This window comes from Nonomuraea sp. NBC_00507, assembly GCF_036013525.1.
Taxonomy (GTDB): domain Bacteria; phylum Actinomycetota; class Actinomycetes; order Streptosporangiales; family Streptosporangiaceae; genus Nonomuraea.
In genome coordinates this window covers 13,772-28,343 of record NZ_CP107853.1, presented here as the reverse complement: position 1 = coordinate 28,343, position 14,572 = coordinate 13,772, and the positions used below count along the sequence as shown (strand labels likewise).

The window sequence follows — 14,572 nt, the reverse complement described above, 5'->3', positions numbered from 1 at the left end:
CTGGTTGGCTGGGGTCTGTGGATAACTTGCGAGCCCTCCTCCTCCTGCGCGTGCGCCGGCGGGTCAGGCCGGTGCGAGGGGCGGACGGAGGCATGGAAGGATTGCCTGCATGAGCGCAGTGAAACTCGATGGCAAGGCGACCGCCGCCAAGATCAAGGCAGACCTCACGACCCGAGTGGCCGCGCTCAAGGACCGCGGCATCACACCCGGCCTGGGCACCGTGCTCGTGGGCGACGATCCGGGCAGCCAGATCTACGTGGCAGGCAAGCACCGTGACTGCGCCGAGGTGGGCATCGCCTCCATCCGCGTCGACCTGCCGGCCACCGCCACGCAGGCCGAGGTCGAGGCGGCCATCGACCAGCTCAACGCCTCCCCCGAGTGCACCGGCTACATCGTCCAGCTCCCCCTCCCCAAGCACCTCGACACGATGGCCCTGCTGGAGCGCATGGACCCGGCCAAGGACGCCGACGGCCTCCACCCGGTCAACCTCGGCCGCCTCGTCCACATGGTGGACGCGCCGCTCCCGTGCACCCCGCACGGCATCGTGCTGCTCCTGCAGGAATACGGCGTGCCGATCAAGGGCGCCGAGGTGGCCGTGGTCGGGCGCGGCATCACGGTGGGCCGCTCGCTGGGCCTCCTGCTGACCCGCCGCAGCGAAAACGCCACCGTGACCCTGTGCCACACCGGCACCCAGGACCTGGCCGGCCACGTGCGCCGCGCGGACATCGTGGTGGCGGCGGCGGGCGTGCCCGGCCTGATCACCCGCGACATGGTCAAGCCCGGCGCGGCCGTCCTCGACGTGGGGGTCTCCCGGGTGGACGGCAAGATCGCCGGCGACGTGGCGCCGGACGTGGCGGAGGTCGCCGGCTTCCTCACGCCCAACCCGGGCGGCGTCGGCCCCATGACCCGTGCCCTCCTGCTCTCCAACGTGGTGGAGGCCGCAGAACGCCAAGCAAGGTGAACGATTGCAAGGCGCCGAGATCCCCGGCGCCTTGCAGTCTCGCTAGAAGGGGTACGCCGCCACGTCCCCCTGTACGGTGACCCACTGGGTCTCCGTGAAGGCGTCCGCGTTGGCGGGCCCGCCGAACCTCGTGCCGGTCCCCGAGGCGCCCACCCCGCCGAACGGTGCCACGGCCTCGTCGTCCACCGTCTGGTCGTTGATGTGCACGATGCCCGTCGGCACCAGGTCGGCCAGCGCCAGCCCCTTCATGACGTCGCGGGTGAGGATGCCGAGCGACAGGCCGTACTCCGTGTCGGCGGCCAGCGCCGCCGCCTGCTCCAGCGAGGAGAACGTCATCACCGGCGCCACCGGCCCGAACACCTCCTCCGCGTACGCCGGCGCGTGGGCCGGCACCCCGGCCAGCACGGTGGGCCGGTAGAACAGCCGGTCGTACGTCCCGCCGGCGGCAAGGCGCAGCGCTCAGCCGACCACGAGACGTTCGCCCCCGAAGTCGGCGATGATCTCCATGCGTCCACCCAGTGCCTTGATGTAGGCCGCCAGGGTTCTCAGTTCGCTGGCGTCGACCTTGGCTCGTTCGATCGCGGAGACGCGCTCTTGGCGCACGTTCATCCGCTCTGCGACCTCAGCCTGTGTCAGCCCCAGACGTTTGCGCATCTCGGCCAGTCGGTGAGCTCGACTGACGTTGATGAGGGCTTGGGCGCCGGCCTCGACCTCTGCCCGATCATCGGCGTCGGGAAAGAACTCAGAGAGGAAGCCTTCGCGGTCGTAGCCGTGGGTGCTGCTCATGACTCCTCCTTCTCCTTCAGGTAGGTCGTATACCGGGCCTCTGCCAATGGAATCGCCTCTCGGTACCAGGAAGACCACTGCCCTGCCTTGTCGCCGGCGACGAGGAGGACTACATTCCGGCTCGGGTCGAAGATGAACAGGATCCTTATCTCTGTTGTCCCGGCAGAGCCCGGACGGAGTTCCTTGAGGTTGTGCAGATTTGAGCCCTTGATCCGGTCAACCAGAGGTCTTCCGAGGCTTGGCCCTTCTTCGAGTAGCGCTGTGATCGCCTGGCCGACCAGGATGGCGCTGTCGCGGTCTGCGTGGCGCAGCTGGTGCAGCCAGTCCCGCACCTCCATGACGATCTCCAGGCGATAGGTCACAGCACCATGATACACGCCGTAAGTATGCTCGCATACTATCGATCTTTCGTGATGGCCTGCCCATAAGTACCGAATCGCTGGTTACGTGGCGCTAGATGTGGTGGAGGCCGCAGAACGCCAAGCAAGGTGAACGATTGCAAGGCGCCGAGATCCCCGGCGCCTTGCAGTCTCGCTAGAAGGGGTACGCCGCCACGTCCCCCTGTACGGTGACCCACTGGGTCTCCGTGAAGGCGTCCGCGTTGGCGGGCCCGCCGAACCTCGTGCCGGTCCCCGAGGCGCCCACCCCGCCGAACGGTGCCACGGCCTCGTCGTCCACCGTCTGGTCGTTGATGTGCACGATGCCCGTCGGCACCAGGTCGGCCAGCGCCAGCCCCTTCATGACGTCGCGGGTGAGGATGCCGAGCGACAGGCCGTACTCCGTGTCGGCGGCCAGCGCCGCCGCCTGCTCCAGCGAGGAGAACGTCATCACCGGCGCCACCGGCCCGAACACCTCCTCCGCGTACGCCGGCGCGTGGGCCGGCACCCCGGCCAGCACGGTGGGCCGGTAGAACAGCCGGTCGTACGTCCCGCCGGCGGCGAGCCTGGCCCCGGCCGACACGCTGTCGGTGACGAGCCGGTGCACCCGGTCCCGCTGTCCGGGGTCGATGAGCGGGCCGAGGGCGACCTGACCGGTGGCCGGGTCGCCGACCGGCAGGGCGTCGGCCTTGGCGGCGAGGCGTTCGACGTACTCCTCCGCCACCGATTCGTGCACCAGATGCCGGCCCGCCGTCATGCAGATCTGCCCCTGGTGGAAGAACGACGCCCACGAGGCGGCGGACACGGCCGGCTGGAGGTCGGCGTCGTCGAAGACGACCAGCGCCGAGTTGCCGCCCAGCTCCAGGTGCACCCGCTTGAGCAGGCGCGCCCCCGCCTCCCCGACCTTGCGCCCGGCCGCGCTCGAGCCGGTGAAGGAGATCACCGGGATGTTCGGGTCGGTCACCAGGGCCTGCCCGGTCTCGGCGCCGCCGGGCAGCACGTGCAGCAGGCCGCTCGGCAGCCCCGCCTCCTCGAAGACGCGGGCGATCGCGAACCCGCCGCAGACGGCGGTGCGCTGGTCCGGCTTGAAGACGACCGCGTTCCCGAGCGCGAGCGCCGGAGCCACCGACCTGGTGCCGAGGATCAGCGGGAAGTTGAACGGCGCGATCACCCCGACCACGCCCACCGGCACCCGCCGCGCGAAGCTGAGCCGCTTGCGCGAGGTCGGCAGCACCTCGCCGAGCGGCTGCGAGGCCAGCGCCGCCGCCTCGTAGCACTCCTGCGCCGCCACGTGCGTCTCGAAGGCGGCCTTGCCGGGCACCCCGCCGGACTCGCGGACGATCCAGTCCTGGATCTCCTGCGCGTGCTCCTCGAAGAGCCGCCCGGCGCGGCGCAGCACCGCCGCCCGCTCCTCGTATGGGGTGGCCGCCCACGCCCGCTGCTCCTGGCGTGCCCGCAGGGCGGCCGCGGCCACGTCGTCGGCGCCGGCCGTGCCCGCACGGCCGAGCTCGTTGCCCGTCGCCGGCTCGACGACCGGCGCGTCACCGGCGCGCGAGGCCGTCCAGCCGCCGTCGAAGACCAGGCCGGTCCAGATCTTGGGGTCCAGGAATGTCATGGTGAGCCTCCTCAAGGTTGGAAGTCGGGGTCCACCGTTACGGTGACGTCGAGCAATAGGGGTTCCTCGCGGGCGGAGAGCCCCGGCACCACCTCGTCGAGTGCCGCCGTCAGCTCCTCGTACGTCTCCACGCGCCGCGCAGGGCAGCCGAGCGACCTGGCCAGGGCACCCATGTCCACCTCGGTGAACGGCGGCCACGGCGCCTTGCCGCCCCGCTGGTCGGCCAGCCGGTCCATGACCGCGTAGCGGCCGTTGGCGAGCACCACGAACAGCGCGCCCACCCGGTAGTGCGCGGCGCTCCAAAGCGCGTGCATGCCGTAGAGCGCCGACCCGTCGCCCACGACCGCGACCACGGGGCGGTCGGGGAGCGCCATCCTCAGCCCGACCGCGGCCGGCAGCGCGAAACCGAGCCCGCCCATGGCCGCCGACAGGAAGCCGAGCGGGTTCCTGGCGGGCACGAGCCGGTGCAGGTCGGGGCGGGATGACGGGGTCTCCTCGAGGAGCACGGTGTCGGCGGACAGCCGCACGGCCAGCTCGCGCAGCACGTGCGCGGCCCGCAACGGCCGCCCTCCCTCCGGCACCGGCGGAACGGCGGCCGGCCGCGTCCCAACGCTTCCGCCGCCGCCGGCCGGTCGCCCCTCGACGCCGCCTCCGCCGTCGGCCGGTCGCCCTTCAACGCCGCCTCCGCCGTCGGCCGGTCGCCCTTCAACGCCGCCTCCGCCCCCACTGTCCTGCCCGCCAGGGGGCAGCAGGGCGGTCAGGCGGGCGCAGACGGCCGACGGCGCGGCCAAATACGCCAGGTCGGCCGGGCTGCGATGCACCTCGGCCGGATCGTCGGTGATCACCGCGACCGCCGTCCCCGCCGCCACCAGCGGCCCCGGCACGTACGGGTACTGCCGGAACACCGGCGCCCCCACGGCCAGCACCACGTCGTGGCCCGCCAGCACTGCTCGCAGCCGCACCCGGTCGGCCGGCAGCACCCCGGCGTACTGCGGATGGTCCTGCGGGAAGCCGGCCCGCGCACCGAACGACTCCTGGAACACCGGGCACCCCAGCCGCTCGGCCAGCCCCACCAGGGACTCCCAGTCGGCGCCCGCCCCGGCGACGATCGCCGGCGCCCGGGCGCCCGCCAGCAGCGACACCAGCGGCGCGAGGTCGGCGTCCGCCACGGCGAGCGGCCGCACGACCTGCTGGGCGGCCGCGGTGATCTCTCCTTCGAAGGCCGCGTCCCAGTCGTCCATCGGCACCACCACCAGCGCGGGCCCGCGGAAGGTGACCGCCTCGTGGCAGGCCCGCGCCACAGCTCCCGGCACGTCCTGGGCCCGTACCGGCTGATCGACCCACACCGGATAGTCCCCGGCCAGCCCGTCCAGCCGGCCCGCCAGGAACGGCTCCAGCGCCAGGTGCCGCCGGTCCTGCTGCCCGACGAGGATCACCAGCGGCACCCGGTTGACCCGGGCCGTGGCGACGGCGCCGACCGCGTTGCCGAGCCCTGCCGTCGTGTGCAGCACGACGAGCGCCGGCCCTCCTCTTATTGGCTCGGGAGCTCCGCTCCCTTCGTAGCGACCGATCGCCCAGCCGGTGGCCATCCCCACCACGGACCCCTCGTGCAGGGCCAGCACGAAGCGCAGGTCGTCCGGCAGCCCGGTCAGCAGGGATACCTCCGTGGAGCCGGGATTGCAGAAGATCGTGCTCAGCCCGTGCCGCCTGAGCACGTCGAACGTGGCGTCGCGCACTGTCGTCATCGTGTCCCCCTGGCTCGCTGGATCTGCCGGTAGACGTGCCCGCGCAACTCGCCGAAGCGCGGCAGGGACCGGGTGGTCAGCTGGTCGCGTTCGGGGGGCAGGTCGATCTTCAGGTCCTCCATGACCGTGGTGGGCGAGGAGGACAGGATGATCACCCGTTGTCCCAGGTAGACGGCCTCGTCGATGTCGTGGGTGACGAACAGGGTGGTCACCCCGAGGTCGCGCCACAACCGCAGGATCAGGTCCTCCAGGTCGGCCCGGGTCTGCGCGTCGACGGCCGCGAACGGCTCGTCCATCAGCAGCACCTGCGGCTCGTACGCCACCGCCCGCGCGATCGCCACCCGCTGCTGCATGCCGCCGGACAACTGCCACGGATGGGCGTCCGTGGCGTCGCTGAGCCCCACCGCCTCCAGGGAGCCGGTCACCAGCTCCCGCCGCCGCGCCGCGGGCAGGCGTTTCTCCTTCAGCGGCAGCTCGACGTTCTGCCACACGGTCATCCAGGGGAACAGGCTCCGGCCGTACTCCTGGAACACCACGGCCATCCGCGGCGGCGGCCCCGTGACAGGGACGCCGGCAACCCGCACCGCGCCGCCGCTGACCGGCAGCAGCCCGGCCACGCACCGCAGCAGCGTCGTCTTGCCGCAGCCCGACGGGCCCACCACGCATACCAGCTCGCCCGCCTCGACGCCCACCGTGACCGAGCGGATCGCCTCGACCCGGCGGCCCGGGCTCTCGTAGACCTTGTTCAGCGCGGAGATCTCAAGCACGGGCGACTCCACTGCCGTAGTACCAGGACAACACCCACCGCTCGACGCGGCGGAACAGGACGGACAACCCCAGGCCCAGCAGGCCGAGTAGCAGGATGCCGCTCCACATCTCGGCGATCTGGAACTGCCGCTGGAACAGCACGATCGTGAACCCCAGCCCGCTGGAGCTGGCGAACATCTCGCTGATGACCATGAGGATGATCCCGATGGACAGGGCCTGCCGCAGCCCGGTCATGATCTGCGGGCTCGCGCCGCGCAGCACGAAACGCCGCATCCTGGACGCGCCGCGCACGCCGTACATGCGGCAGGTGTCGGCGAGGACCTCGTCCAGCGCCCGCACGCCCTCCACGGTGTTCAGCAGGATCGGCCACACGCAGCCGGACACGATGACCAGCACCTTCATCGGCGTGTCGATGCCGGCCAGCAGCATGATCAGCGGCACCAGCACGGGCGGCGGGATGGCGCGGAAGAACTCCAGCACCGGCTCCATCGTGGCGCGCAGCCGCGCCGACGACCCGATCAGCACGCCCAGGCCGACCCCGAGCAGCCCGGCCAGCGCGTACCCCGCCAGCAGCCGCCCCACGCTCGGCACCACGTCCTCGGCCAGCCGCTCGGAGAACCAGGTCTCGGCGAACGCCTGCCCCACCCGGACAGGGCTCGGCAGGTAGAACGAGCTCCCGCTGACCGCCCACCAGACCAGCACCAAAGCGACCGGCAGAGCCAGCAGCCTGACCGTACGCACCCCGCGGTCCCAGACCGCCGCCCGGCGACCCGGGACCGTCCGGCGAGGCTTCACGCGGCGACCTCCGATCGCACGGCCGGATGCCAGGCCAGCACCCTGCGCTCCAGCAGCCGCACGGCGGCGTTCACGGCGATGCCGACGACCCCGGCCACCACGATCAGCGCGTACACCGTGGGCACGGCCCCGCTGCTCTGCGCCACCTGGATCTCGGCCCCCAGACCCGGACTGCCGATCACCAGCTCCGCCGTCACCGCCAGGATGAACGCCACCGCCGCCGCCAGCCTGAGCCCGGTCATGACGTACGGCAGCGCGGTCGGCCACACCAGGTGCCTGACCCGCGACCAGGCCGACAGCCCGTACGACCTGGCGGTGTCGTAGGCCACCGCGTCCACGGCCGCGACGCCGTACAGGACCTGAATGAGCACCTGCCAGAACGCGGCGTACACCACGAGCATGAGCGTCGAGCCGAGCGACGGCCCGAACAGCAGCGTGGCCAGCGGCACCAGCGCGACCGACGGGATCGGGCGCAGGAACTCGATCGTGGAGTTGGTCAGCGCCCGCAGGCCGGGGACGATCCCGATGACCACCCCGGCCACGACCGCCGCGCAGAACGCCATCGCCAGGCCGAGCGCCCAGCCGCCCATGGTCTCGCCGAGCGCGATCCACAACTGCGGCGCCGCCAGCTGCGCGCCCAGCGTGCTCAGGATCAGCGACGCGGGCGGCAGGAAACGCTCGTCGACCAGGCCGAGCCGGGGCACCGCCTCCAGCAGCGCCAGGAGGCCACCCAGCCCGGCCAGGCCGTAGAGGAGCCTGGTCACGGCACCAGCGCCGACACGTCGATCTTCTCCTTGAGCACCCCGTCCGCCAGGGCCAGATCGGCCACGGTCTGCACGGAGGCCTTGTTCACCTCGACCGGCCACTTCGGCAGGTTGATCTTCGCGATCACCTCGGGCGCGATCTTCGTGTACGTCTTCAGCACCTCTCTGACCTCGTCGGGGTGCTCGTCGGCGTACTCCAGCGACTTACGCATGGCCGCCGTGAACCGGCTGGTCAGGTCGGCGTCGGTCCGGCTCGTGGTGAAGTACATGGCCACGGTGAGGTTGGGCGCGGCGTCGGCGAAGTTCCACGCCACGGGGCGCGCTCCCTGGCTGATCGCCTGGCTGACGAACGGCTCGACGACCCAGATCGCGTCCACCTGGCCGCTCTGCAGCGCGGCGGGCGCGTCGGGGAAGGGCAGCTCGACGAACTCGATGCCGGTGGGGTCGCCGCCCGCGTTGCGGACAGAGGCGCGTACGGTCGTGTCGCCGATGTTCTTGAGCTGGTTGACCGAGATCTTCTTGCCGGCCAGATCCTTGGCGGTCTTGATGGGGCTGTCCGGTTTGACCAGCACGGCGCTGAAGTCTTTGCCCTGCTGCCCGGTCGAGGAGACGCCGTTGGCGACCACCTTGACGTCGAGGCCCTGCTGCTTGGCGGTCAGCAGCGAGGTCGTGTTCGCGAAGGCGAACTGGAACTGCCCGCTCACCGCGCCCGAGATGCTCGCCGCGCCGCCGGGCACGGAGGTGATCGTGAGGTCGATCTTCTGCTCGGTGAAGAAGCCCTTGGCCTTGCCGAGGTGGATCGGCGCGGTGTCGACGATGGCGATCACACCGGCGTTGACCTTGCTCATCCCGCCGGAGGCCTGCTGGCCGGGCGCCGCGGGCTGAGTGCCGCCGCAGGCGGCTGTGACGAGTAAGGCGGCGAAGACGATGAGAGCACGACGCACGGTGGCTCCTGTTTGTTCGCGATGCGCACATGTATTCTCTGACCGAACAAACCCCGTATCGCGGAAGTTACGCCTCTGCCGTGGCCTGTCAAGGGGATCTCGATGGTCGATCATGTGCAGTCGCTGGCCCGCGGGCTCGCGGTGATCCGGGCGTTCAGCGCCGCCGAGCCCGAGCTCACGCTCAGCCAGGTGGCCCGCGCGACCGGGCTTAGCCGGGCGGCGGCCAGGCGTTTCCTCCTCACCCTGGCCGACCTGGGTTACGTGCGCAGCGATGGGCGGCTGTTCGTGCTCACGCCGCGGGTGCTGGAGCTCGGGTACGCGTACCTGTCGAGCCTGTCCCTGCCCGAGGTGGCCGACCCGCATCTGGAACGGCTGGCCGCGGAGGTGCACGAGTCGGCGTCGGTGGCGGTGCTGGACGGTGATGACGTGGTCTACGTGGCGAGGGTGGCCACGGCCCGGATCATGCGGGTGACCATCAACATCGGCACCCGCTTCCCGGCTTACTGCACGTCGATGGGGCGGGTGCTGCTCGCGGCGCTCCCGCCGGACGAGCTGGACGCCTACCTGGAGCGTGCGTCGCTGCGCCGGCTCACGTCACACACGATCGTGCTGCCCGCGGCGCTGCGGGCCGAGCTCGACCGGGTGCGCGGCCGCGGGTGGGCAATGGTGGACCAGGAACTGGAGGAGGGGCTGCGCTCCATCGCCGCCCCGATCCGGGATCGTTCGGGGCGCGCGGTGGCCGCGGTGAACGTCTCGACGCACGCCAGCCGCACGACGTTGCAGCAGGCCAGACGGCAACTCCTCCCACCGCTGCTGGCCACGGCCGCCAAGATCGAGGCCGACCTGACCTCGTTGTCGGTGGCCCGCGCCTGACCCGCCCGGCGACGGCCGTGGGGTCACCGGTTCCGGTAGCGGTCCGTGGCGTCCCGCGTAGCCCGGATGGCGGCGTCCGCCGTCTCATACGTGCGCTGCGCCAACCCCACGAAGATGCAGTCCACGATCAGCAACTGGCTGATCCGGCTGGCCAGCGCCCCTGGCCGGAACGCCGTCTCCCTCCCGGCCGACACCAGCGTGTGGTCGGACAGCTCGGCCAGCGACGACCGCGGATTGTTGGTGATCCCCACGACCAGCGCCCCGGCCTCGGCCGCCGTCCTGGCGGGGACGAGCACATCGGGGGTCTCCCCGCTGCAGCTGATCGCCACCGCCACGTCCCCTGTCTTCAGTAAAGCCGCACTGGTCAACGCCAGATGGGCATCGCTGAACGGATGGCTGGACAGCCCGATCCGCAGCAACTTCTGCGACATGTCGGCCGCGACCAGCCCCGACGCCGCCACGCCGTAGACGTCCACCCGCCGTGCCACCGAGATCGCTGACACCACCTCGCCCAGCTGGTCGGGGTCGAGCTGGGCGGCCGTGTCGGCCAGCGCCTCGGACTCGGCCCGCGCCACCTTGGCGATCACGTCCGTCAGCGGATCGTCCGGCGCGAGGTCCCCGGGCACCAGCCGCTCGGGCTGCTGGGCCACGGCTGCCGCCAGGGCGAAGCGCATCTGCGAGTAGCCGGAGAACCCGAGCGCCCGCGACGTCCGCACGATCGTGGCCTCGCTGGTCCCGGACACCGCGCTGAACTCGGTGATCGTGCTCCGTACGACCACTCCCGGGTCATCCAGGATGATGCGGGCGATGGCCTGGGCCGCCGGCGTGAGCGACGGCAGCACGGCGCGTACGGCGGCGACGGGGTTCGCCGGCTCGGTGGCGCTCATCGGGTCAGCCATTCCGCCGCGGCCTGCGCGGACACGCGTGAGATCCCGTGGGTGGCGATATGGGCGGCGCCGACCGGTGGGCCGGGGATGCCGGTGTCTACCACGATCACGTCGGGCCGCGCCGCCACGGCCTTGGCCACGACATCGCGTACCCAGGCGTGCCGGGCCGCGTCGTGCACGACCAGCACGACCGGCCGGTCGTCGAGGGCCGGCAGCTCGCCGTCGGGCTCCAGCCGGAGCATGGCCGTGTCGGGCAGCAGCCGGGTGAGCGCCGCCGTGACGCCGGTCGGTGTGGCAGGATCTACGGCCTGGCTGTGGCGGGTGTTGACCTCGACGACCAGCGGCCCGCGCTCGAGTGTGGCGGCTCCGGTCGTCGTCAGCGCGGCCCTGGCCGCCTCCAGGCCGACGCCGGGGTCGACGTCGGCGCGGGCCTGCTCCCGGAGCGGGCCCTGGGCGGCGTACCAGCTCGAGAGCGCCAGCACCCGCGCGGCCGCCTCGGCCAGCCGCTCCTCGGGCAGGTTCCCTTCCCGCACGGCCGCCACGATCGCGTCGCGGATCTCGTGGAGGCTCTCCTCGGTGCACAGCCCCACGCATATGGCGTCGGCGCCGGCGGCCAGCGCCCGCACCGCGATCTCGCCAGGCGCGAACATGGCGGCCACCGCCTGCATCTCGATCGCGTCGGTGACGACCATCCCGTCGAAGCCGAGCTCGCCCCGGAGGAGCTCGGTCAGCACGGTGTGGCTCAGCGTCGCCGGCAGCGCCGGATCGAGCGCGGGGACGAGCAGGTGGCCGGTCATGATGCTCTGCACCCCGGCGCCGATCGCGGCCTGGAACGGCGGAAGGTCACGCTCGGCGAGCACCTCGCGCGAGGCGTGCACGGTGGGCAGCGCCAGGTGGGAATCGGCGACGGTGTCGCCGTGGCCGGGGAAGTGCTTGGCGCAGGCGGCCACGCCCGCGCGCTGCACCCCGTTGACGTAGGCGACCGTATGCCGGGCGACGAGGCCGGGGTCCGGGCCGAACGAGCGCACGCCGATCACCGGGTTGGCCGGGTTCGCGTTCACATCGGCCGAAGGCGCGTAGTTCAGCGTGATGCCGACCTCGGCGAGCATCCTGCCGATCTGGCGGCCGACCCGCTCGGTGAGGTCCACGTCGTCGGCCACGCCCAGCGCCCGGTTGCCGGGAAAGGAACTGCCGGACAGGACCTCGAGCCGGGTGACCGTGCCGCCTTCCTCGTCGATCGCGACGACGGTGGCCGGGTTCTCGGCCCGCAGCTGCCCTACGAGCTGGGCGTTGATGGCGTTGCGGGCGAACAGGACGACCCCGCCGAGACCGTCGCCCAGCGCACGGCGCAGCCAGTCGGGGGCTGAGGTCCCCTCGAACCCCGGATGCAGCACCGTCATCGCCAGTCTGCACAGGTCACGGCTCATCGGCATTTTCCTTCATCGATATTGATCTGAAGGTAATTTTCTGTCATTGTCGCCCTCGATACAACCACATCCCCCGAGAGGCCATCCCCCCATGCCGAGCAGAAGGACTCTCTTAAAGGGCCTAGCCCTCGCCGCCGCCGCTTCCGCCGTCCCGCTGCCTGCCTTCGCTCAGGCCGACTACGTGCCGCCGCTGCGCCAGATGCGCGGCATGTGGATCGCTTCCGTCGTCAACATCAACTGGCCGTCCAAGCCGGGGCTGACCGCCGACCAGCAGAAGGCCGAATACCTCGCCTGGCTCGACGTGGCCGTGCAGCGCAAGCTCAACTCGGTGTTCGTGCAGATCAGGCCGACGGCTGACGCGTTCTGGCCGTCGCCGTACGAGCCGTGGTCCCAATATCTCACCGGCACGCAGGGCCAGGATCCCGGCTACGACCCGCTCGGGTTCGCTGTCGAGGAGACGCACAAGCGCGGCCTGGCCTTCCACGCCTGGTTCAACCCGTACCGCGTGTCGATGCAGGCCGACCCGGCCAAGCTGCACCCCGACCACCCGGGACGCAAGCACCCGGATTGGATCGTGCCGTACGGCGGCAAGCTCTACTACAACCCGGGCATGCCGGAAGTCCGAAGGTTCTGCCAGGACGCGATGATGGACGCGGTCACCCGCTACGACATCGACGGCCTGCACTTCGACGACTACTTCTACCCGGTCAACAGCACGGCCTTCGACGACAGCGCCGCCTTCGCGAAGTACGGCGCCGGCTTCCCCGACCTGGCCGCCTGGCGGCGCGACAACGTGGACCTCATGGTGCGGGAGATGCAGCAGCGGGTCCTGGAGAGCAAGCCGAGCATCGCCTGGGGCATCAGCCCGTCGGGCATCTGGCGCAACAAGGCCACCGACCCGCTCGGCTCCGACACCAATGGCGGGCAGTCGTACGACAACCTGCACGCCGACACCCGCGGCTGGGTGAAGAAGGGCTGGCTGGACTACATCGCGCCGCAGCTCTACTGGTACATCGGGCAGCCGCCGGCCGACTACTCCAAGCTCGTGCCGTGGTGGTCGGACGTGGCGAAGGGCACGAACACGTTGCTGTGGATCGGGCAGCCCGCGTACAAGGCGGGCGACCCCGCCCAGCCCGCGCCGGAGTGGAAGAACCCCGCCGAGCTGTCCAACCACCTGACGCTCAACAGGAACCACCCCGAGATCAGCGGCGACATCTGGTACAACGCCAACGACGTCAAGGTCGACAGGATCGGCTCCATCACGACCGCCGTCAACGAGCACTACCAGCGGCCCGCGCTCGCGCCCGTGCTGCCCAGGCTGGCGAACGGGGAGCCGCCGCGGCGGCCGGTGGTGGCGTACGCGCTGCGCCGCGACGGCGGGGTCGAGGTGCGGGCGGTGGCCACGGGCAGGGAGGAGCCGTTCCTGTTCGCGATCTTCCGCTTCGACCGGCACGCGTCCGCGGTCGCCTTCGCCGACGCCCGCAACCTGGTCGCCGTCGTGCCGGGGGACCGGCAGATCCGCTGGACCGACCCGGACGGCAAGAGCGGCGACCACTACTACGCGGTGGCGGTGGACCGGGCCAACCGGACCAGCAAACCCAGCAACGGATTCCGGGTCATCTGAAATGCGCCGGCAACGCGGTGGTGAGCGTGCTTCGCCCGCACGTGTCGCCGGCCCGTGCCCTGACTGTCACTGAACCCGGCGGGTCGCCGCACACCGAGAGGCGTGCGGTGCCCGCCGTTCTCATGAGCATGGTGTTGTCCAGGTTCCGACGCTGCCGGAACCCCTCGCCGAAGCCCCGGTCGCGATCCGGTCCCTATGAAGCCCTGCGTCCAGCCGCCGAAGGCTGTTCGGCCGTGGCTCCCGATGACCGCTGCGGCGGCACCACAGGGGTCGGGCGCACCAGGCCGAGCGCGACGACCTCGTTGGCCAGCCGCGTGCGCCGGTTGGTGCCCTCGGGAATCCTGAACTTCTGGTAGAGCCGCAGCAGGTGTTGCTTGACCGCGGCCTCGGTCACGACCAGGTCGTCGGCGATCTCGCGTGCGGTCGCCGGGGCGACGAACGCCTCATCCGACAGCGCCGGCCTGCAGAGTGAGGTCAGCACGTCGACCTCGCGCCTGGTCAGCTCGGGCGCCGCGGCCCTGCGCAGCTCCACTTCGGGGGTGAAGTCCTCACGCGGGATTCCGCCGATGCGGCCCCGCGCCGCACCGAACGAGACGACGTCGCCGTCGTCGAGGACCCTCCGGGCGATCGGCCTGCCGTTCACCCGCGTGCCGTTCCTGGACAGCCCCAGGTCGACGACGTACAGGTAGGGTCCTCGTCTGACGAACTCGGCATGGAGTCGAGAGACGCTGGGATCGGTGAGCCGGATGTCCACACCTCGGCCTCGCCCGATCGTCGTGATCTCGGGGCGCAACGGGATCACTTCACCAGTGTCCTCGATGCGTATGAACGGCCCCTCCACGGCAGTTCCTCCCCAGGTAGCCCGCCGTAACTATTACTACAGCTCCGGCTTACCCAAACGAGGGGATGCGGAATCTCCTTTGCCGAAAGGAGAATCCGACGTGAAATTGGTCTGGACCTTTGCGGACGGTTTTGCCTGCTCACGGGTAGACTTCGGACGAAGATA

At 71.1% G+C, this 14,572-nt stretch carries 14 protein-coding genes and 1 pseudogene; 3 read left to right on the top strand and 12 right to left on the bottom strand.

Annotation, left to right across the window (positions count from 1 at the left end):
* The first annotated feature begins 109 nt into the window (after positions 1-109).
* A complete protein-coding gene (locus tag OHA25_RS00125; RefSeq protein ID WP_327585635.1) occupies positions 110-961 on the top strand; it encodes a bifunctional methylenetetrahydrofolate dehydrogenase/methenyltetrahydrofolate cyclohydrolase in 852 nt (283 codons plus the stop codon).
* Between the two features lie 42 nt (positions 962-1,003).
* On the opposite strand, the pseudogene OHA25_RS00120 reads toward OHA25_RS00125, so the two are convergent.
* The 9 genes and pseudogenes from OHA25_RS00120 to OHA25_RS00080 form a co-directional block, all read right to left on the bottom strand.
* A pseudogene (locus OHA25_RS00120) lies at positions 1,004-1,414 on the bottom strand (aldehyde dehydrogenase family protein); the annotation flags it as partial.
* A 6-nt stretch (positions 1,415-1,420) separates the two neighbouring features.
* On the bottom strand, positions 1,421-1,747 hold the full coding sequence (locus tag OHA25_RS00115; RefSeq protein ID WP_327585634.1) for a helix-turn-helix domain-containing protein: 327 nt from the start codon (positions 1,745-1,747) through the stop codon (positions 1,421-1,423).
* The gene (locus OHA25_RS00110; protein WP_442942033.1) at positions 1,744-2,109 is read right to left on the bottom strand and encodes a type II toxin-antitoxin system RelE/ParE family toxin; all 366 of its coding nucleotides are present in this window, start codon (positions 2,107-2,109) and stop codon (positions 1,744-1,746) included. The genes OHA25_RS00115 and OHA25_RS00110 overlap by 4 nt, the downstream gene beginning before the upstream one ends.
* Positions 2,110-2,281: 172 nt before the next feature.
* On the bottom strand, positions 2,282-3,739 hold the full coding sequence (locus tag OHA25_RS00105) for a benzaldehyde dehydrogenase (protein ID WP_327585633.1): 1,458 nt from the start codon (positions 3,737-3,739) through the stop codon (positions 2,282-2,284).
* Between the two features lie 11 nt (positions 3,740-3,750).
* On the bottom strand, positions 3,751-5,484 hold the full coding sequence (locus tag OHA25_RS00100; RefSeq protein WP_327585632.1) for a thiamine pyrophosphate-dependent enzyme: 1,734 nt from the start codon (positions 5,482-5,484) through the stop codon (positions 3,751-3,753).
* Positions 5,481-6,251, bottom strand: coding sequence for an ABC transporter ATP-binding protein (locus OHA25_RS00095; RefSeq protein ID WP_327585631.1), 771 nt, complete (start codon positions 6,249-6,251; stop codon positions 5,481-5,483). Before OHA25_RS00095 ends, OHA25_RS00100 begins: the two co-directional genes overlap by 4 nt.
* Complete coding sequence (locus OHA25_RS00090) at positions 6,244-7,047, bottom strand: ABC transporter permease (protein ID WP_442942032.1); 804 nt, start codon at positions 7,045-7,047, stop codon at positions 6,244-6,246. The genes OHA25_RS00095 and OHA25_RS00090 overlap by 8 nt, the downstream gene beginning before the upstream one ends.
* Entirely contained in the window at positions 7,044-7,811 is a 768-nt protein-coding gene (locus tag OHA25_RS00085; protein ID WP_327585630.1) for an ABC transporter permease, read from the bottom strand. Before OHA25_RS00085 ends, OHA25_RS00090 begins: the two co-directional genes overlap by 4 nt.
* Positions 7,808-8,755, bottom strand: coding sequence for an ABC transporter substrate-binding protein (locus tag OHA25_RS00080; protein ID WP_327585629.1), 948 nt, complete (start codon positions 8,753-8,755; stop codon positions 7,808-7,810). The genes OHA25_RS00085 and OHA25_RS00080 overlap by 4 nt, the downstream gene beginning before the upstream one ends.
* 102 nt (positions 8,756-8,857) lie before the next feature.
* On the opposite strand from OHA25_RS00080, the gene OHA25_RS00075 reads away from it, so the two are divergent.
* On the top strand, positions 8,858-9,628 hold the full coding sequence (locus OHA25_RS00075) for an IclR family transcriptional regulator (RefSeq protein ID WP_327585628.1): 771 nt from the start codon (positions 8,858-8,860) through the stop codon (positions 9,626-9,628).
* A 23-nt stretch (positions 9,629-9,651) separates the two neighbouring features.
* On the opposite strand, the gene OHA25_RS00070 is transcribed toward OHA25_RS00075, so the two are convergent.
* Positions 9,652-10,515, bottom strand: coding sequence for a MurR/RpiR family transcriptional regulator (locus tag OHA25_RS00070; protein WP_327585627.1), 864 nt, complete (start codon positions 10,513-10,515; stop codon positions 9,652-9,654).
* Positions 10,512-11,942, bottom strand: coding sequence for a glycoside hydrolase family 3 protein (locus tag OHA25_RS00065; RefSeq protein WP_327585626.1), 1,431 nt, complete (start codon positions 11,940-11,942; stop codon positions 10,512-10,514). The genes OHA25_RS00070 and OHA25_RS00065 overlap by 4 nt, the downstream gene beginning before the upstream one ends.
* Before the next feature lie 91 nt (positions 11,943-12,033).
* Between OHA25_RS00065 and OHA25_RS00060 the strand changes: the two genes are divergently transcribed.
* Positions 12,034-13,566: a glycoside hydrolase family 10 protein gene (locus tag OHA25_RS00060; RefSeq protein ID WP_327585625.1), complete on the top strand. Its 1,533-nt coding sequence runs from the start codon at positions 12,034-12,036 to the stop codon at positions 13,564-13,566.
* A 193-nt stretch (positions 13,567-13,759) separates the two neighbouring features.
* Here the strand turns inward: OHA25_RS00060 and OHA25_RS00055 are convergent, their stop codons facing one another.
* Complete coding sequence (locus OHA25_RS00055; RefSeq protein WP_327585624.1) at positions 13,760-14,407, bottom strand: FHA domain-containing protein; 648 nt, start codon at positions 14,405-14,407, stop codon at positions 13,760-13,762.
* Between the last annotated feature and the right edge of the window lie 165 nt (positions 14,408-14,572).

What these genes read in the sequence shown, in the direction of transcription:
- OHA25_RS00115 (WP_327585634.1), bottom strand. Translation starts at nt 1,747, where the DNA reads ATGAGCAGCACCCACGGCTACGACCGCGAAGGCTTCCTCTCTGAGTTC.
- OHA25_RS00075 (WP_327585628.1), top strand. Translation starts at nt 8,858, where the DNA reads ATGGTCGATCATGTGCAGTCGCTGGCCCGCGGGCTCGCGGTGATCCGG.
- OHA25_RS00100 (WP_327585632.1), bottom strand. Translation starts at nt 5,484, where the DNA reads ATGACGACAGTGCGCGACGCCACGTTCGACGTGCTCAGGCGGCACGGG.
- OHA25_RS00060 (WP_327585625.1), top strand. Translation starts at nt 12,034, where the DNA reads ATGCCGAGCAGAAGGACTCTCTTAAAGGGCCTAGCCCTCGCCGCCGCC.
- OHA25_RS00125 (WP_327585635.1), top strand. Translation starts at nt 110, where the DNA reads ATGAGCGCAGTGAAACTCGATGGCAAGGCGACCGCCGCCAAGATCAAG.
- OHA25_RS00070 (WP_327585627.1), bottom strand. Translation starts at nt 10,515, where the DNA reads ATGAGCGCCACCGAGCCGGCGAACCCCGTCGCCGCCGTACGCGCCGTG.
- OHA25_RS00065 (WP_327585626.1), bottom strand. Translation starts at nt 11,942, where the DNA reads ATGAGCCGTGACCTGTGCAGACTGGCGATGACGGTGCTGCATCCGGGG.
- OHA25_RS00105 (WP_327585633.1), bottom strand. Translation starts at nt 3,739, where the DNA reads ATGACATTCCTGGACCCCAAGATCTGGACCGGCCTGGTCTTCGACGGC.